This window comes from Pseudomonas sp. FG-3G (assembly GCF_901007645.1).
GTDB classification, from domain to species: Bacteria; Pseudomonadota; Gammaproteobacteria; order Pseudomonadales; family Pseudomonadaceae; genus Aquipseudomonas; species Aquipseudomonas rhizophila.
In genome coordinates this window covers 1-17,229 of sequence record NZ_CAAKGZ010000042.1, presented here as the reverse complement: position 1 = coordinate 17,229, position 17,229 = coordinate 1, and the positions used below count along the sequence as shown (strand labels likewise).

The window sequence follows — 17,229 nt, the reverse complement described above, 5'->3', positions numbered from 1 at the left end:
AGGCGACAAGAGAATACCGTGGGAGCGAGCCTGCTCGCGATTGCGTCGGATCAGTCAATAATGATCGTGATCGATCCACCGCTATCGCGAACAGCCTCGCTCCCACATTTGATCCTCGTCGTGGTCAGGATCAGCGCTCAAGGCTCTGCGCGAGTTCCACTAACTGGACAAATTCGGCACGCAGCCCAAACGGATCATCGCCCCGGGCGGAACGGGCCAATTGCGCGGTGTCCTTCAAGCTCATCGTCCCAGTGTAGCGGCCATCCCCCTTGAGCTGTTGGGCGAAGGCGGCCACAGCGGCCGAGAAGCGCAAGTCATCGCTGGCCTTGTCATTTTTTTGCGTACTGGCGACAGGATGCTCGATCAATCGGCTGCTCCCGCCCTCAACGGGCTTGTAGCGCACGCGCAGCATCGCCAACTCCCCTGTCTCGTCGCCCAGCTTAGGTGTGCTCGCATAACGCAACGGTTCCAACCAGCCCTGCTCGCCTTTCGGAACAATTTCATACAACGCGGTCACTGTGTGCCCAGCACCGATTTCGCCCGCATCAACCTTGTCGTTGTTGAAATCCTCACGCTTGAGCGCACGGTTCTCATACCCCAACAGCCGATACTCACTGACCTGAGCGGGGTTGAACTCCACCTGCAACTTCACATCCCGCGCCACCACCGCCAGGGTTGAGCTGAGCTGGTCGACCAATACCTTGCGCGCTTCAAGCAAGTTGTCGATGTAGGCGTAATTGCCATCACCGGCATCGGCCAATTGCTCCATCAGATGCTCATTGTAGTTATCCACACCGAAGCCCAGCGTGGTCAGGGATACACCGCTTTTACGCCGGTCCACCGCCATTTGCTTGAGGCTGTCGAAGTCACTGACGCCGACATTGAAGTCGCCATCGGTGGCCAGCAGAATGCGATTGATGCCTTTGTCGATAAAGCTATCCTGAGCCATCTGATAGGCCAGCTCGATACCCGACGCACCTGCGGTGGAACCGCCGGCGTCCAACTGATCGATTGCGTTGCGGATCTTGACCTTGTCGCGGCCCGAGGTCGGCTTAAGCACCACCCGGGATTCGCCGGCGTACACCACCAGAGACACCCGGTCCTGCTCGCGCAATTGCTCCACCAATAACTTCAGGGTGCTCTTGACTAGCGGCAGGCCCTCGCGTCGGTCCATGGAGCCGGAAACATCCACCAAAAACACCAGGTTGGCCGGTGCTAGGTCCACCACGGCGCGATCGCTCGCCTTGATGCCAATACGCAACAGGCGCGTGTGAGGGTTCCATGGCGACGGGGCCACTTCAGTGGTCACGCCGAAGGGAGAACCGTCGGTGGGCACGGCATAGTCGTAAGGGAAATAGTTGACCATTTCCTCCAGTCGCACGGCGCCTTCGGGCGGCAGGCTACCTTGATTGAGGAAACGTCGCACATTGGCATAGCTGCCGGTGTCGACATCGACGCTGAAGGTCGAGACCGGCGTTTGGGCAACACTATGAATAGGATTGTCCTGCAGTTTTTCATACTGCTCGCGGGGCTCGGCGCGGTAATCCCCCGCGACAGCATCGGTCCTCACCCTTGGCGAGGGCATCGAAACCGGAGCGGCCATACGCTTGACCAGAGGCTCGCGCACGTTAGCAACTTCGCTTTGCCGCACCGGGGCGGGGGACGCAGACGGTGGTTCGGCCGGCGTGGCAGCCTCCCGGGACGAAGACAACCCACAACCGGCCAATGCCACCAGCAAGGTCACGGCGAAGCCCTGGGCTGCAGGACGTAGGAATGAAGGAGGACGGGACATGGGTTGAACCTCGTGAATGAATGATCCGTTCACAAGGTCAGACGCGAGGCACTCGTGGTTCGGGTTAACGACCACGAGATTTTTAATATGCGAGCATGCCTAACGGGACGGAATGGCCCGCAGGTCGTCGGCGATAAAGCGGCTCAGTTGGCCGGTGTAAAAGCCTTCGACATCCGAGTTACCTCTGTTGGTCAGAGCGCCCACCATGCTTCTCATGTTCTGGAATTGCCCGATCGCGCCGCCCGGCATCAGGCCCTGCCGGGCCTGGGCAAAGTGCAAAACCTCTGCGCCGGCCTTCTTCACCTTGACCTGATAGCTGAAATCGACACTGGCGAGGAATGTGCCATCGGCGACGATTTTGCTCATGAAGCCACCTTGGGTATCTTGAATACGTCGCGCGTAGACGCCATTGACGTCCAGCAGATAGTCGGCGGTTTCCTTGCTGGAGGCATAGCGATTGTCCTCGAGCAGGCGGCCGATCAGGTCGGTGTGCAATTGCTCACGGACCTTTTCGTCAGGCAAAAAGCGATCGTTCTTGCCTACGACTTCAACGTCGAAGGTGTCGATCCAGAAGGTGGCGGTCTTGGGGATCGTTACCGGAGTGGCGGAAACGTAGTAATCGGGTTTGGAGGCACAGCCCGCCATAAGGCAGAGGGCCAGGAATATGGCAAAAACGCGCATGTCTGAATTCGTCCCTGAAAGGTAGTGGCATAGTGACAGCGGCATTCTACGGAGTTTGGACGGGTTCTCAAGTTTTGGCGGCAGCGGATGGCGGCAAAACCCCGGCCGCTGCAGACCGGGGCGATTTTATGGGTGCGGCTTCCGGATAACAGTTGCAGACCGCGTCACTCCCCCGCCATCTCTACCACCGTCTTCCCTTGCCCACGCACCTGAGCTACTTGCGCAAACGCCTCATTCACGTCTCCCAGGCCAAACCGATGTGGGTCTACCTTGATGCGCAGCACCCCGGCCTCAACCAAAGCCGCCGCTTTGCGCATTATCCGACCATGGTGCTCGCGCCCCTTGCCGGTCAGCAACGGCATCAAGGTAAACACCCCGGAATAACTCGCCCCCTTGAACGACAACGGTGCCAGGCTGTGTTGTCCCCAGCCCAGACAGCTGAGTACGTGGCCGGTATAGGTTTTCACTGCGTTGAAGGACGCATCCAGTGTCGAGCCGCCGACGGTGTCGTAGACGATGTCGAAACCTTCGCCATCGGTGTGCAGGCCCACATAACTGTCGGTGTCCTGCGCCCGGTAGTCGATAGGGGTCGCGCCCAGTTCACGGATGAAATCCAGGCTGGTGGCCGAGCCGGTGGCATAGACCTCGGCGCCGCGGGCCTTGGCAATTTGCACGGCCATTTGACCGACGCCGCCCGCGCCGCCGTGGATCAGCACTTGTTGGCCGGCCCGAACATTTGCCCGGTCTACCAACCCTTCCCAGGCGGTGATGAAGACCAATGGCAAGGCTGCCGCTTCGCGCATGCTCAACGAACCGGGCTTGAGCGCAATCAGGTGAGCATCGACGGCAATGTATTCGGCCAGCGCACCCTGGGCGCCGCCGATGCCGCCGGCCATGCCGAACACGTCATCGCCGGGGGCGAAATCGTGCACGCCCTCTCCCAGCTCAACGACTGTTCCGGCCAGATCGATGCCCAGTACGGCGGGCAGCGGCTGGCGGGCATGAGCGCCGCCACCTGCCGCGATCTTGGTATCCAGAGGATTGATCCCTGCGGCGTGAACCCTGATCAATACCTGTCCTTTGCCGGGAACAGGCCGGGGGATGTGGCGAACGACCAGCGGAGCCTGAGCGGTTTGGGCAATGGCGGCGAACATGGTGTTGTTCATGACGGTAAACCTCCAATGAGTGGGTGAGTACATGTTGCGGCCGTCGATGCATTCCGATAAGTAAGCAACTATGGATAGGATTTATTCCAACCAGAGGCCAAATCCAGATGGATCTATTCGACGCGATGCAGATGTTCGTGCGAGTGGTAGAGCGCGGTTCGTTCTCGGCGGTCGCCCGGGAGCTGAACCTGGGTCAACCAGCGGTTAGCAAGCAGATCCGCGCGCTGGAACAACACCTTGGCGGTGCGTTGTTTGCCCGCAGTACTCGCCATCTCGCGCTGACCGACCAAGGCCAGCGCTTCTATATCCACAGCAAGGAAATACTCAGCAGCCTCGACACGGCCCGGCTCAGTTTCACCCGTGGCCAGGAGCAGATCGCCGGCCCTTTGCGTGTGGCCGCCCCGGTGAGTTTCGGGCGGCTGTGCATTGCGCCCTTGATGAGGGAGTTTTTGGCGCGCCATCCACAGGTTCAAATCGACCTGAAACTGAACGACCAAAATGAAGATGTGCTGAAAGAAAACATCGACGTCGCCATTCGTATCGGCGTGGTGAAAAACGAAGGGCTGGTCGCGGTTTCCCTCGGCGATAGTCCGCGCCGGGTGTATGCCGCTCCCGCCTACCTGCAACAACACGGCACCCCGCTGGAGCCGGCGGATCTTGCCCGCCACAATTGCTTGGGCTTCACGCTGCTGGAGCATTACGACGTTTGGCGTTTCGACCAGCAGGACAAACAGCACCGAGTGACGATCAAGGGCAATGTCACCAGCAACAGCAGCGAGGCAATTCGCGAGATGGTTCTTAGCGGGCTGGGCATTTCGCTTTCACCGCAGTGGTTATTCGCCGCGGATGTTCGCCAGGGAACCGTGTCCAGCCTGCTGGAGGCTTATCAACCCGTAGCGCTGCCCATCAGCGCCGTGTTCAGCCAAGACCGGCGCCGCTCGGCAAGAACTCGCGCCTTTGTGGATTTTCTGCGCGAGCGTCTTTGAGCAGCCGGTTATGCGTAACGAACCTGACTGATATCAATCGCCACCAGCAATTCCCCCTCCACCGCCTGATCGTCCGCATCCCGCCGATACGCCCGGCGCTTGCTGGGCATGCACAGCCCATCGGCCTTGATGTAGTCCTCCACATACTGGGCCGCCGGCAGGCCACCGCTCACGTCCACGGTGTAATCATGCCGGCGCAGCAGATAGTCATCGCCAAAGTAGAAGTCCTGGACCGGGCAGTGAGTGGCGAGGGTGTCCGGGAAGTTCACCCGCAAGCGGCGCCAGACCTGGCCACCTTCCTTCCAGGGTTCCAGCTCCTGGCTGGTGACACCCGGAAAAGTAAACAGGAACGGCATGGTCAGGTAGGACCAGAGCGCATATCCATTGAAGTAGGCACGGTGAAGCGGATCCCACGGAGTGGTTTGCTCGTGCTTGAAGAACGAAGCCCTAGGGTCCGAACGCTCAGCGATCACTTTGCCCTCGGTGGTTTCGATGGCGATGCGATCAGGCGTGAAGGCGGTGCGCTGGTTCAGCGCACCGAACGGCATGACCGAGGCGCGCTGTTCATGCAGCCAGACAGTCATCTGCCGGGGTGCATTGTCTTGCGTTAACCCCTTCATGGCCCACAACGAACCGCCGGTCACAAGGGTGACCTGGACAGTGTTGAAAGTGTTCCAGCGCTCGAGACCGCCGTGGGCAATCAGGACTTGTTCCAGCAGGTCGTGCTTGTGCGCCTTCATGATGGCCGTCCTCCTCGAGTTGGAAACGGGGTCATTCATGAGTGTAGTCGTGCACCTGGGGCAGAGTCCTTACGATTCACAGGCCAACGAGGCCTGCGCGGTCTTCGAATGCCGGGCGGGAAAATACGCCGCCGCAGCCACACCCACCGCGCCCATCACCACGCAATACCCCACGCACACCCATGGGCTCCACGGCACCAGTGCGATCAGCACCAAAGGCGTCACGCTGGCCCACAAGGCATAGGCAATGTTGTAGGTGAACGAGATGCCGGACACGCGGATTTTCGGCGGAAACAGGCTGACCATCACCGATGGCACCGCGCCAACCACGCCGCAACCCAGGCCCGCCACAGCGTAGGCCAGGCCCAGCCAGGCGCCGCCGCTGATCAGGCTGGCGTAGAGCACGGCGATGCCCATCGGCAACAGCAGGCTGTAGAGCATGACAGTGCGCCAGGCGCCGATGCGGTCGACGATGAGGCCGGCCAGAACGCAGCCGATGTTCAGGAAGACGATGCCCAGACTGCTCAAAGCGAACGTGTGACTGGGGGTCATGCCGAAACTTTTTTGCATAACGGTCGGGGTGATGACCACGAACACCACCACGGCGGACGTCAGCACGCAGGTGAGGATGGCGGCGGGCAACAAGGCGTGGCGATGGTCCCGCAGCACGGTGCGTAGCGGCAGTTCCGTCGCACCTTCGCGCTTGGCTTGCAGGGCCATAAAGATCGGCGTTTCGCTCAGCCAGCGACGCAGCCAGACGCCGATTACACCGAAGACCCCACCCAGCAGGAACGGCAAGCGCCAGGCGTAATCGAGAATTTCTGCTGCCGTGAATATCTGCGCCAGCGCCGTGGCGGTCAGGGCGCCCAGCAAATAGCCGAAGGTCAGACCAGCCTGGAGGAAACCCAGTGCGTAGCCGCGATGCCGCAGCGGTGCATGTTCGGCCACGAACACCCAGGCGCTCGGTACTTCGCCGCCCACCGCCGCGCCTTGCAGGATGCGCAGCGCCAGCAGCAACAACGGGGCGAAATAGCCGATTTGCGCGTAAGTCGGCATCACGCCGATAAGCAGGCAGGGCAAGGCCATCATCAGGATGCTCAGGCTGAACACCCGCTTGCGCCCCAGGCGATCGGCGAAGTGCGCCATGAGGATGCCGCCCAGGGGGCGTGCCAGGTAGCCGGTGGCGAAAATCCCGAAACTTTGCAACAGGCGTAGCCATTCGGGCATTTGCGGCGGGAAGAACAGTTGGCTGAGCACCAGGGCGAAGAAGACGAAGATGATGAAGTCGTAGATTTCCAGCGCGCCACCCAGGGCGGCGAGGCCCAGGGTTTTGTAGTCGGATCGGCTGAATCGGGCGTCTGGCAGATGAGTTGTGGCAGTCATGGGCAGATTTAAACAAGAAAAGTTTTTGAGAAGGACGGTTCAGGCGTCTTGGCCGTCGTCCATGGGCTGTGCCGGTGGTTGGTCTGGCTCAGCGTCTTCGGCCTCTTCAGCAGGCAGGAAATCCTTGCGGCTCTGGGCGATGGCCCGGCGTATTTCGTCGCCTTTGGTGGGGCAGTTCTTGAGGCGGGCGATGCCGTCGGGTTTCTGCGTCATCGCCATCCTCCGGTATGAATGAACAGGGGCTCGATAGTGCTCGCTTTTGGCGCGTGATGCCAATTTTGTGGTTGAGGGTTGCTGCCCGACCCAGCGGGAGCAAGCTCCCTGGCCACAGGGAGCTGTTGCTTGGATTAGCGGTGGTAGCGACGCACTACGCTGCTGTTGCGCAAGACGTGACCGTTGATTCTTTCCATCAGTTGAGGGCGTGTGAGGCCGGCTGGCAGGGCGTGCGGGGGCAGGTCGAGCGCGTATATCTGAATCAGGTAATGATGAGCGCTGTCGCCAATGGGCGGACAAGGGCCAATGTAGCCGCGGGTGTTTTTACTGTTGGTGCCACTTATGCCTTCAAGGGCGGACTGGGTGCCCATGCCCGTCGGGATTTGCCGCGTGCTGGCCTTGATGCCGTAATGAACCCAGTGGTCGACGCCCTGGCCTTTCTGGCCGTCCGGGTCGTGCATGACAATGGCGTAGCTGAGGGTGCCAGGCGGGCCCGCTGTCCAGCTCAAGGCCGGGGAAATGTTCTTACCGCCGCAGTTGTTGGCGTCACTGGCGGCCGCCGCGGTGAACAGCCGGTTATCCGACACACCTGGCATGCTGAGGGTGAAACGTTCCTGAGCCTGGGCCGCCCCTTGTGCGCACAGCACGAGGGCGATGGCCGCCAGCCAGGGAGTAAGGGAAGTCGATCGAGTCATACCGGGCACCTTATGCAGATCAGGCCATGGACGGCCTGCGAACTATAGCCGCAGCGCCTGCCAGGTTTCAGTGACAATTACGATGAACTTCGAATCCGCCACATTGATCTGCGTTGACCGTGATTCGCGACATCACCCATCCCCCTGTGGGAGCGAGCCTGCTCGCGATGGCGATGGTTCAGTTGGCATCCATGTTGACTGAAATACCGCTATCGCGAGCAGGCTCGCTCCCACATTTTGATTTGTGCTGACCGTACTCTGTGGGAGCGAGCGCGGAGTTTTGAAGGAAATCTCCGAGGAACTGGAAAGCAACAAGATCAACAATCACAGCCTGCGGCAGCGCTTACACCGAGTGATCGACCGGCAGGTGAATCACCCGGGGCCTTTCCAGTGGTGCCAGTGGCGGCGGTTGCAGTTCCGGGCTCAGCAGATGGAAATGCGCCACGACGTGGCTGATATCACCGTCCTGGTTGTTATGGATGATCTTGGAGCCGGGCCGGCGCAACGTGTCCAGACGCGCGTCGGTCAATTTGAAGCTTTCGCTCAAGCCTTGATCGTCCACCACCGGCGCTGGCAGCCGACGCTGGGCGAAGCTGCGGCTTTTGCGCTGCTGATAGCGCGCCCAGGTAATCAGGATCACCGCGTTGACCAAGGCGATCCAGCCATATATCTGCAACGTCCCGAGCGTGTCCATGAGCGAGCCACCTAGGCGCGGGCCTGCCTGGCTGTCAAACAGGGGCCAGAGCCCGTTGACCAACAGATACAACAGCCCCAGCCACGCCAGCACGGTAAAGAGCGCATCGATGACCACCAGAAAAGGTCTTTGTCGGGTCCTGATAATTTTCATCGGATCACTTCCTCTTCTTCGTCATCGAACGGTTTGATGCCGCGATCCGGGCTGACCCAGCGCGCGCGTTTCTGATGCTGCCCGAACAGCACTTTCGGGAAACTCACCAAGGTGGTGAACAGACTGATCAGCCAGAACACCAATGGGTACCACACCACCCAGAACATGATGTGCCACAAACCCTTTTCGTAACGGCGATCGATCAGGATGCTCACCGCGAACTGCATCAGGCACACCACCGCCAACAGCAACCCGGTGAAGGCCGGCGGCATGAGGTGATCGACCGCGATGGCCGCTGGCATTTCGACGAATTTACCGGCGCCCCAGAAGATCACCGACAGCAGGAACGTGAACGCCCAACCGGTGGACAGGCAATATTCGAACAGCAGCGGCCACAGGTAGCGGTGGCGGTATTGCCAGATGCCGCGGATGTTCTTGAACAGCACTTCGGCCCCGCCCTGGGCCCAGCGCAGGCGCTGCCGCCACAGGCCGCGCAGGGTTTCGGGCATGAGGATCCAGCACAGGGCACGGGGTTCGTAGAAGATGCTCCAGTGGTCCAGTTGCAGCTTCCAGCTGATGTCGATGTCTTCGGTGATCATGTCCGGGCTCCAGTAGCCGACCCGGTGCAGGGCCGTACGACGGAAGGCGACGATCACACCGGAGACGGTGAAGATCCGCCCGAAGACGCGCTGGGTACGCTTGATCAAGCCAATGATCGAGGAGAACTCGCCAACCTGCACCCGGCCGATCAAAGTCGAACGAGTACGGATACGCGGATTACCGGTCACTGCACCGAGGCGGGCATTGTCCAGCATCGGTGCCACCAGGTAGGCGCAAGTGTTGGGTGCCAACAGCGCATCACCGTCGATGCACACCAGGTATTCACTGCGCGCCGCGATGGCGCCCATGCGCAGGGCCACGGCCTTGCCCTGGTTTTCCGCCAGATGCAGCACGCGCAGGCGCGGGTCATCAGCCGCCAGTTGGTCGAGCACTTGCGCGGTGTTGTCTTTCGAGCCGTCGTTGATGGCGATGACCTCGATGTTCGGGTAATGCTGGCCCAGCGCGGCGTGTATGGTATCGGCGACGTTGTCGCCCTCGTTGAAGCACGGAATCAGAATGCTGATCAGCGGTTCCCCGGCCAGCGGCGGCGGCAGGGTGTCGTCCTTCCACGGCCAGTGACGCTCCCAGTGCAGCCAGAAATACAGGCCGCCGGCGATCCACAGCCCGGACATGAACAGCGGGTAAAAGAACACGAAGTCCATCAGGAATTGCCCGGTGACCAGGAAGATCAGGCCCAGGGGCACCCCAAGGACGATCGCCAGCACCAGCAGGGCGAGCAGTCTGTCGAGCATGTCAAGGATTCCACTTGTTGGAGAGCGCCGGCCGCACGGTTTTCACAGCGGGCTGGTCTTCGATGAAGTTGTCCGGGTAGTAGCCGAAACTGGTCACGCCTGAACGCTTGAGGCGTCCCATCCATTCGGCCAATTGTTCGCCGTCGATGTCGCTGACCGGTTTGCTGTGCCAGTCACGGGCCTGCAATTCGAACACCGTGCGCTTGAGCGCACCGGGGCGGGCCTTGACGGTCTCCACCAGGCGCTCAAGCCAGGGACCGGATTGCTCGCGGGTCTGCTTTTCCATCAACGGCATGGCCATCGGGGCCGTCCAGTTGTAGGCACCGAGGAAGTCGTCCAGGTTCTGGGCGAACCAGGCTTCGCTTTCGGGATTGAGCATCGGTTCGGCGAAAATATTGCGCGCTGTCAGCACCTGCGGGCCACGAATCGCGCGGACCTTGGCAGTGAGCTCGTGGGTGAAGTCGATCAGGTAGCGGCTCTTGAAACGGGTCCAGCGCTGCATCGCCGCTGGGTCGTCCCGCAGAGCGGCGATGGACGTCGGCAGGCCGTTGGCGGCATAGACTTTCAGGGCAGCGGGGCCGGCGTCCTCGAAGTCAGAAAACACGGCGTCGTCGTGGTACAGAACGCCGTCCACCGAACTCATCCGCGCCAGGTCTTCGTAGATTTCGCCGATGACCCGCCGCACGCTCGGATCGAAGGGCGACAAACGTACGTACTGATCCGGGTCCACACCCGTGCGGCCGGTTTCCGGGTCCCAACGTTGTACGCGGGGCAGTTTCGAATCCAGGCCAAAACTGAGCACTGGCATCCAGGCGAAGACCTTGGCGTTGGCCCGGGTTTTCAGTTGCCACGCAACCCGATCGAACAGATCGGCCCGTACCGGCAGATGACGGTTGGGAAAGTACAGCGAATGCACCAGACCATCACCTTTCGGATCGGCAAAGGCTTGCAGGAAAACGGTGTTGGCGCCCAGGTCGTAAATGCGCTGGATCAGCTTGCCGACATTGGCTTCCTGCTGCACAGGATCCGGGTCATAGACGTAATCCAGGTCGACATGGACCACCCGCAACGGGTCCATGGTCTGCACGCCGACGACGCTCTCGGCGAAGTGCGCACCATCCGGATCGGAGGCCACCAGAAAACGCGGGCCACTCATCAGGTTATTGAGGCTGTCCAGACCATCTTCCAGAGTCAGGGCCATTTGGTAGCCTTCGCTGCCAATCACCTGCAAGGCGGTGCCATCGGCGGCACCGTAGGGCCAGACCCACACGCGCGGACTGTAGCCGGTGACCTTGCGGATCTTCTCGGAAATGGCCACCACGTCCTTGCGCTGGCGAGCCTGGAAATCAGCTTCGCTTTCATAACGACCGGTGGCGGGATCGTAGCGCCGGGTCGTCGCCGCCGGTTGCAGGTTGCCTTGCGGGTTGGCCAGTACCCCTTTGTGATTGGCGTCGGTGTGGGCGGCGATTTCCACCAGGCCCGATTTCGAGACCTCGCGAATTTGCTCCCAGGTCAAAAACTCGGAGCGCTTGCGCGGCACTCCAGCGAAGTCCACCGGCTGGTTCGACGGCGTGTCGATCCAACTACCGACCGGGGCCAATAGCGCCGGCCAGTTATAGGCGCGCAGGATCGGCATGACGCGGGTGTAAAAGCTTGAGTAACCGTCGTCAAAACTCAACAACACCGCCCGCGGCGGCAGTTCCGGGCCACCGTTGCGAGCGGTGATGATCTGGTCCACGGTGACCGGCTGGTAGTTGTTTTCCCGCAGCCAAGCCAATTGCTCGATCAGGCGTTCGGTACGCACGGCCACGAGCGCCTGGTCGGGGTCGCGGTCTTCCACGTCGTGATAGGCGATGCCGAGCACATGGTTTTTCGGCCACGGGGCGTCGTTGGCCGCCAGCGGGCGCTGTGAGGGCGCTGTGAACGCCGGGGCTTGCTGGGCACAAGCGCTGATCAGCAAGACCCCCAGCAGAAGGATGAATCGCGAAATGACAGGCATCTTCAAACTCTTCTAGAAGCGGTAGGTGAGGTCGACAAGCAGGCGCAGATCGCTTTCGCGGTCGCCGTCATAGGGGCGGTTGAGCCAACTCAGTGCGGCACCTGCCTCAAGCACGTCGTTCCAGATAAAACGCTGGCCGTAGCTGAGCAGGCCCATGGCACCGGTGCTGTGGTCGCGCTGGCTGTAGGTACCGGCGCCGGCCTGGAACTGCTGACTCCACGTCGTTTCGTAGCGGCGGTACAACACATGATTGGCGCTGACGGTCGGCATGACGCTCAGATCTGACTTGGGGTTGAAGTAGGGGACTTCGTCAGAGCCGCTGTTGCGACTGGCACCCACTTCCAGGCCCAGCTCCACTTGCAGCCGCGGAGCGCTGTAAATGCCTTCGCGACCGGTGAGCAGGGTTTCGAGACGGTTGTTACCGTCACTGAAATGCGATGGGCTGACCGCCAGTTGCCACTCCCGGCTTTCGTGGGCACGCCAGCGAACGAAACCACTGCCGCCGTTGGCGCGGATACCGCTGTTGAGCGCCCGCAGCGGGGTGGCGGCCGAGAGGTAATCCAGGCTGCCACCGTACTGCCAGTGATCGTTGATGTCCCGGGCCACGGCCAGACGTGCCCCCTGCTTGTCACCGGAGCCGTAAGAGTGGTTGGAGACTTCCGCTTCCAGCGTCATGTCACGGGTGCGGCGCTCCACACCCAGACGCTGCCAGCGATGGTGGCCGGTGCCTTCTTCGAAATCGCCGGTGGCGTAACCGACGCCACCGAATAGCCGCCAGTCTTCATTGATGGGTGGGCTGTAGAGCAGCGTTTCAATGCCGAAGTCGCGACTACCGGTGACTGCACCGGCATCGCCGCTGCCGCCGCCATAACTCTTGCCGGTGTAGGCTTCGATACGCAGTTCGGCCATGTCGTGCACTTCGCGCTGGCGTTGCAGGCGTTTGACGTGGGCGTTCTCCGGGTACCGGGCGACCACGTCATCGGTCAGCGCGTCCATCTGCCGCCACTCCTGCAGATCCATGGCGGCGCGGGCCTGGGCGACTTCCAGCTCACGGTTACGCGGGGTCGTGGTCTCGACTTCCTTGAGCAGGCTTTCAGAACGTCGCGGCCATTGCCGGGCCTGGTACAGATCAGCCTGGGCCAGTCGCAACCCGATGTTGCCGGGGCCTTGATTGACCAGGGTCGCCAGACGCGTCTCGGCGGTGGGCAGGTCGGCGCCATATGTGCCGGCCTGAGCGGCGAGTTGTTGTGCGTCCATCCACTCGTCATTGGGGTTGCCGATGGGCAGCCCCTTGAGCTCGACGCGTGGTTGCTGGGATTTGGCCAAGTCTTCAGCCAGGGCACGGGCCTCTTCGGATTTTTCACTTTCCAGCAGTGCGTAGTAGAGCGCGGTGCTGTCTTCGAAGCGGTCCGCCGGATCGGCATCAGGTGCCGTCAGTACCCGGCGGTACAGATCGACGGCAATCTCCGGTTCACGCTGCTCCAGATAGGAGGACGCCACCCAGCGCAAGGCATAAGTGGGAATGGCAACCCCTTCGGCGAGCAGCCTTTGGTATTCAGCAATCACTTCAGCTCGTCGAGCACGGGCGTTCAGGGCGCCGATGCGGTCGATGCGCCAGCGCAGTACATCGTCATGAGCCTCGGCCACCGGAGTCCAGGTGGCGAGCAGTTTGTCGTAATCGGCCAGGGCGCGGTCTGCGATAACGAAGCGATCCTTCTCGCTGCGGCTCGCCATGTCCGCCAGGCGCACCCGTTCAGCCGCAACATCGCCCTCCAGTCGCCGCTGCACGCCCTGATCGATCAACCCGGGTTGCAGACGAGCCAGGCGCAAGGCCGGCTCAGGCAAGCGGGCACGTTGCAGCGCAATGATGTATTCGCGGGCGACCTCGAGATTGTTACCGGCGCGAGTAAAGGCCTGGTCGTATTCGAACAGCGCCTCGTGTGGACTGTTGGCACGGGTCAGGGCATAACCCAAGGCCAGTCGACGCGTCGGGTCCTCAGGTTTGGCTGCAACCATGGTCCTGGCACGACTGACTGCTTCGTCGGGTTTACCGGCGTCGGCCTGGGTTAAGGCCAGCCCCAGTTGCAGATGGGGATTCTGAGGTTCGACGATTAAAGCCTGGCGATAGAGCGCGGTGGCCGAGTCCCAACGCTTGAGATTGCGATAGGCACGTGCCGTTGCAGTCAGCGCCGCAACGGGCAGGTCGCGATAGCGGCCTTGGGCTTCATAGACTTTCACCACCTCGGCATCAAAACCGGCCCAGCTGGCAATCTGCAGATGGTCACTGATTTGCGCGGTGCTGGCCTGATCGACCGGGACCTGGCGCAAGGCGGACAATGCAGGCGTGTAATGGCCGGCGCGAGCGTCATGCACCATCTGGTCATAGGCGGTATCGGCAAACGCCAGCACCGGCCAGCACAATTGGCTGCACAGCGCGAGGCGAAACAACGGGCGCAAACCACATTGAATAAAGGGACCCACAGTACGCGGCATTCGTCAGCATCCTTACATGGCCAGCCGGGTCGCAGTGCCCCCTTGCCCATCAAACAGGAAGCCGGATCAAAGGAATCCAGCCAAGCTCTAATGGACCTAGTTTTGCACTCTGGAGCGGGTCGTTTTCCAAAACGCCATAATTCTTCAGAATCGATGCAGATTTTCGCGGGCAAAAAAAACCGGCCTGTGCGCAATGCACAGGCCGGGCTTTGGATGTTGCTCCAGTCGATTACTGGATGGTTACGCCGCCACCCAACTTGTTCATCACAAACGCGGTGAATTGTTCGACTGTCATCTTCTGACCGTTGAAATCAACTTGATTGTTGGCGTAGTGCAGCTTGGTGACCACATCGTTGCCTTCAAGCGTTGCCAGCTCTGTGCCCACCGCCATCGCGCTGAACATATCGCTGGTGGCAGTGGCCTGATCGGCGATCAACTTGGCGTCGGTCTGGCCTTCCATTTGCGCCTGCACGGTCAACAGATCAACCAGCATCGGCTTGGAGACTTTCAAATTGAAATCCAGCAAGGCGAGCAACTGACGACCCAGTTGATCAGGCGGCAGGTCCATGGATTGCGGCTTGGTAAGGTCGATGACCAGCGTCGCGCGGCTTTCGCCATTGGCTGTAGTGAACGACAGATTTTCCAGTGCCACTTGCGGGCCGCCGGCCAGGAGTTTTTCCAGGTCGGCCTTGACCTGCGCCTCCTCAGCCTCGCTCAGCACCAGCTCCGGCGCTGGCTCACCGGCTGCTGCCGCTTCAGCCGCCGCCTGCTCGTAGGGTTGCAGCTTGGTTTGATAGACCTGCATGAGCGACATGGTGGCCGGGATGTCCAGGTTCTTCAGGCTGACCGCCATCTGCGCAGAACCGATAGCCTTATCGTTGAAGGACAACTCACCGACCTTGTAATCAGCACGCCCCGATGCGCTGGTGCCATTTTCGGTGCTGTTGTTCTTCATTTCGAAGTTCTTCAGGCCCAAGACCGACTTCTGCTCACCAAAAGTAGTCTTGCTGTTGCTGAGCATCAAAACGTTATCACCCATGTAATAACCATAAGTGCTCTTGCTCAGGTTGCTGGCGAGCGTCAGGCCGTTGAGCTCGACTTGCACCGGCGTCTGGTCCTCAGCGACGGTGGTCAGCTTGAAGCTGTCCATATAACCGTCAGCCTTGATTTTCTCTGCCTGGGCGCTGGAGGCCAGGTCGATCTTCAGACCAGAGAAACTGAGCTCGGACTGTTCATCCAGCTTGGTGTCCAGGGGCAGCAACTCGAACGTGCCGTGGGTCGACTGGTCGTAGCCCAGGTTGACCACACCTTTGAGCGGCGACTTGTCCTTGGCAGCGACGAACCATTTCTCGGTCAACGGCGTGCGTTCAAGTTCGGTGTGGCTGGTAGCCATGACCGGCAACCATTTGAGCGTCATCAGGCGCGAGAACGGCAGCGGGCCATGTTCGATGTTGTCGACGAACAGCAATTCAACCGGTTCATCACCAAACATCTCGCCTTCACCTTTGAGGCGATAATGGGCGGTGCTGCTGAAAGTCCCACGGTCCAATGACACCAGCTCGATCGAAGCCGTGCCATTTGACCCAGCCAGGGCCGTTTGCATTTGCTTGTTGCTGTCGGCAATGGCGGTTTGCAGCACTCCTTCGAGTTTCGTTCCGGTGTACCAGGCGCCACCCGCGCTGATTGCACCGACGACCACAACGATTCCCAGAAGTACGCTTGCTGATTTATTCATGAGTGATCCGATCATATCCATGGTTGAAAAAGCCGTCGTCTTCCCTGACACCGCTAAGGGTGTGGCTCGACGCCGCGAAGTGGAGGGAGATTACCATCAGGCATGCCAACGGGCCCAATGTTTAAAGGGGGGAAGCGTTTTCTTGAGAGAGGGTCTACGAATATTGAACTTCAATCTCATCGAGTTGATGGTCGAACGTCTTCAGCCGTGCCGTCCAGGTGTACACCAACACTTCGAAATCACGATTGATCACCGTCGCGCCCGATGAGTCCGCGCGAGGATCGCAGAAGTCCAGTTGATAGCGCTCCCGCGCCATAGCGTTAGCGACGTCGCAGAGCTCACGAGCGTTGTTCAGCCAATGCCAGTCGTCTTCGGCGACCTGTTTGTCCAGTGCCGCACATTGGGTCTTCAAGGCCTCGAGACTTTTTTCCAATGGAGTACCGGTGAGTTCACCCATGACTTCCTGGAATGTGCGGCCAGGCTGCCAGTAACTGCCCCAGAAATAACGATCGAAGACCGTTTCGACCCGGCGTAATGCAACCTTGGTATCCCAGATCAGCACCAGAGTCTTACCCTGCTCAAGATGCTTTTTTTTGATGCGTTGCCCTTGGAGCGATGCCCAGGCCACGATTGCGATGGATATCACACCGATCAGCGCAGCCGCGCTATCGAGGAAGATCAGTGCTTTGTCGATCTGGTGAGTCAGCATGACGCCATAGAAATAAGTGGCCGAAAGCAACACCAACGCTGCGAGGGCGCACCAGAAGCCAGGAGCATAAGGGTTTTTCATTATTGGAATCCCCATGACCAGTGACATCGCGGGCCATTTTTCAGATGCCCCGACTATCACAGCATAGCAATGGCCACAGGGTTTGCCGTGTGTGGACAGCAATCATGAGGGGCGATCCGATTACCGGCCCAAAACGACAGAACCCCTGTCTGCATCAGCAGACAGGGGTTCTGGGAATTCAATCTTGACGATGACCTACTCTCACATGGGGAAACCCCACACTACCATCGGCGATGCATCGTTTCACTGCTGAGTTCGGGATGGGATCAGGTGGTTCCAATGCTCTATGGTCGTCAAGAAATTCTGTGACCGGCCCGTTCAACAGCAACGTGCCAGCGAAAATCGATAACTTCTACT

At 60.3% G+C, this 17,229-nt stretch carries 14 protein-coding genes and 1 rRNA gene; 1 reads left to right on the top strand and 14 read right to left on the bottom strand.

Annotation, left to right across the window (positions count from 1 at the left end):
- Positions 1-130: 130 nt before the first annotated feature.
- The 3 genes from PSEUDOMOFG3G_RS24735 to PSEUDOMOFG3G_RS24725 form a co-directional block, all read right to left on the bottom strand.
- Positions 131-1,792, bottom strand: coding sequence for a VWA domain-containing protein (locus tag PSEUDOMOFG3G_RS24735; RefSeq protein ID WP_139048763.1), 1,662 nt, complete (start codon positions 1,790-1,792; stop codon positions 131-133).
- Positions 1,793-1,891: 99 nt separating this feature from the next.
- Positions 1,892-2,473, bottom strand: coding sequence for a hypothetical protein (locus PSEUDOMOFG3G_RS24730; protein ID WP_139048762.1), 582 nt, complete (start codon positions 2,471-2,473; stop codon positions 1,892-1,894).
- Positions 2,474-2,637: 164 nt separating this feature from the next.
- Positions 2,638-3,639 carry a zinc-dependent alcohol dehydrogenase family protein gene (locus PSEUDOMOFG3G_RS24725; RefSeq protein ID WP_139048761.1) on the bottom strand — a complete coding sequence of 334 codons (1,002 nt, stop codon included), beginning with the start codon at positions 3,637-3,639 and terminating at the stop codon, positions 2,638-2,640.
- A gap of 107 nt (positions 3,640-3,746) precedes the next feature.
- Between PSEUDOMOFG3G_RS24725 and PSEUDOMOFG3G_RS24720 the strand changes: the two genes are divergently transcribed.
- Complete coding sequence (locus tag PSEUDOMOFG3G_RS24720) at positions 3,747-4,625, top strand: LysR family transcriptional regulator (protein ID WP_107321442.1); 879 nt, start codon at positions 3,747-3,749, stop codon at positions 4,623-4,625.
- Positions 4,626-4,633: 8 nt separating this feature from the next.
- On the opposite strand, the gene PSEUDOMOFG3G_RS24715 is transcribed toward PSEUDOMOFG3G_RS24720, so the two are convergent.
- From PSEUDOMOFG3G_RS24715 to rrf, 11 genes are all read right to left on the bottom strand, one after another.
- The gene (locus PSEUDOMOFG3G_RS24715; RefSeq protein ID WP_047230319.1) at positions 4,634-5,365 is read right to left on the bottom strand and encodes a hypothetical protein; all 732 of its coding nucleotides are present in this window, start codon (positions 5,363-5,365) and stop codon (positions 4,634-4,636) included.
- A gap of 69 nt (positions 5,366-5,434) precedes the next feature.
- Positions 5,435-6,748 carry an MFS transporter gene (locus PSEUDOMOFG3G_RS24710; RefSeq protein ID WP_139048760.1) on the bottom strand — a complete coding sequence of 438 codons (1,314 nt, stop codon included), beginning with the start codon at positions 6,746-6,748 and terminating at the stop codon, positions 5,435-5,437.
- Positions 6,749-6,787: 39 nt separating this feature from the next.
- Positions 6,788-6,961, bottom strand: coding sequence for a hypothetical protein (locus PSEUDOMOFG3G_RS24705; RefSeq protein ID WP_171061296.1), 174 nt, complete (start codon positions 6,959-6,961; stop codon positions 6,788-6,790).
- 134 nt (positions 6,962-7,095) lie between these two features.
- Positions 7,096-7,656 carry a YbhB/YbcL family Raf kinase inhibitor-like protein gene (locus tag PSEUDOMOFG3G_RS24700; protein WP_139048759.1) on the bottom strand — a complete coding sequence of 187 codons (561 nt, stop codon included), beginning with the start codon at positions 7,654-7,656 and terminating at the stop codon, positions 7,096-7,098.
- Positions 7,657-7,999: 343 nt separating this feature from the next.
- The gene (pgaD, locus tag PSEUDOMOFG3G_RS24695; protein ID WP_139048758.1) at positions 8,000-8,503 is read right to left on the bottom strand and encodes a poly-beta-1,6-N-acetyl-D-glucosamine biosynthesis protein PgaD; all 504 of its coding nucleotides are present in this window, start codon (positions 8,501-8,503) and stop codon (positions 8,000-8,002) included.
- Complete coding sequence (gene pgaC / locus PSEUDOMOFG3G_RS24690) at positions 8,500-9,855, bottom strand: poly-beta-1,6-N-acetyl-D-glucosamine synthase (RefSeq protein ID WP_076383117.1); 1,356 nt, start codon at positions 9,853-9,855, stop codon at positions 8,500-8,502. The genes pgaD and pgaC overlap by 4 nt, the downstream gene beginning before the upstream one ends.
- A gap of 1 nt (position 9,856) precedes the next feature.
- A complete protein-coding gene (gene pgaB, locus PSEUDOMOFG3G_RS24685) occupies positions 9,857-11,854 on the bottom strand; it encodes a poly-beta-1,6-N-acetyl-D-glucosamine N-deacetylase PgaB (protein WP_047230324.1) in 1,998 nt (665 codons plus the stop codon).
- 12 nt (positions 11,855-11,866) lie between these two features.
- Positions 11,867-14,347, bottom strand: a complete 2,481-nt coding sequence (gene pgaA, locus PSEUDOMOFG3G_RS24680; RefSeq protein ID WP_139048757.1) for a poly-beta-1,6 N-acetyl-D-glucosamine export porin PgaA — start codon at positions 14,345-14,347, stop codon at positions 11,867-11,869.
- Positions 14,348-14,576: 229 nt separating this feature from the next.
- Entirely contained in the window at positions 14,577-16,082 is a 1,506-nt protein-coding gene (locus tag PSEUDOMOFG3G_RS24675) for a YdgA family protein (RefSeq protein WP_139048756.1), read from the bottom strand.
- A 154-nt stretch (positions 16,083-16,236) separates the two neighbouring features.
- Positions 16,237-16,872, bottom strand: coding sequence for a hypothetical protein (locus tag PSEUDOMOFG3G_RS24670; RefSeq protein WP_047230327.1), 636 nt, complete (start codon positions 16,870-16,872; stop codon positions 16,237-16,239).
- Positions 16,873-17,054: 182 nt separating this feature from the next.
- Positions 17,055-17,170, bottom strand: a 5S ribosomal RNA gene (gene rrf, locus PSEUDOMOFG3G_RS24665).
- Positions 17,171-17,229 lie beyond the last annotated feature (59 nt).

What these genes read in the sequence shown, in the direction of transcription:
- PSEUDOMOFG3G_RS24735 (WP_139048763.1), bottom strand. Translation starts at nt 1,792, where the DNA reads ATGTCCCGTCCTCCTTCATTCCTACGTCCTGCAGCCCAGGGCTTCGCC.
- PSEUDOMOFG3G_RS24730 (WP_139048762.1), bottom strand. Translation starts at nt 2,473, where the DNA reads ATGCGCGTTTTTGCCATATTCCTGGCCCTCTGCCTTATGGCGGGCTGT.
- PSEUDOMOFG3G_RS24725 (WP_139048761.1), bottom strand. Translation starts at nt 3,639, where the DNA reads ATGAACAACACCATGTTCGCCGCCATTGCCCAAACCGCTCAGGCTCCG.
- PSEUDOMOFG3G_RS24720 (WP_107321442.1), top strand. Translation starts at nt 3,747, where the DNA reads ATGGATCTATTCGACGCGATGCAGATGTTCGTGCGAGTGGTAGAGCGC.
- PSEUDOMOFG3G_RS24715 (WP_047230319.1), bottom strand. Translation starts at nt 5,365, where the DNA reads ATGAAGGCGCACAAGCACGACCTGCTGGAACAAGTCCTGATTGCCCAC.
- PSEUDOMOFG3G_RS24710 (WP_139048760.1), bottom strand. Translation starts at nt 6,748, where the DNA reads ATGACTGCCACAACTCATCTGCCAGACGCCCGATTCAGCCGATCCGAC.
- PSEUDOMOFG3G_RS24705 (WP_171061296.1), bottom strand. Translation starts at nt 6,961, where the DNA reads ATGACGCAGAAACCCGACGGCATCGCCCGCCTCAAGAACTGCCCCACC.
- PSEUDOMOFG3G_RS24700 (WP_139048759.1), bottom strand. Translation starts at nt 7,656, where the DNA reads ATGACTCGATCGACTTCCCTTACTCCCTGGCTGGCGGCCATCGCCCTC.
- pgaD (WP_139048758.1), bottom strand. Translation starts at nt 8,503, where the DNA reads ATGAAAATTATCAGGACCCGACAAAGACCTTTTCTGGTGGTCATCGAT.
- pgaC (WP_076383117.1), bottom strand. Translation starts at nt 9,855, where the DNA reads ATGCTCGACAGACTGCTCGCCCTGCTGGTGCTGGCGATCGTCCTTGGG.
- pgaB (WP_047230324.1), bottom strand. Translation starts at nt 11,854, where the DNA reads ATGCCTGTCATTTCGCGATTCATCCTTCTGCTGGGGGTCTTGCTGATC.
- pgaA (WP_139048757.1), bottom strand. Translation starts at nt 14,347, where the DNA reads ATGCCGCGTACTGTGGGTCCCTTTATTCAATGTGGTTTGCGCCCGTTG.
- PSEUDOMOFG3G_RS24675 (WP_139048756.1), bottom strand. Translation starts at nt 16,082, where the DNA reads ATGAATAAATCAGCAAGCGTACTTCTGGGAATCGTTGTGGTCGTCGGT.
- PSEUDOMOFG3G_RS24670 (WP_047230327.1), bottom strand. Translation starts at nt 16,872, where the DNA reads ATGAAAAACCCTTATGCTCCTGGCTTCTGGTGCGCCCTCGCAGCGTTG.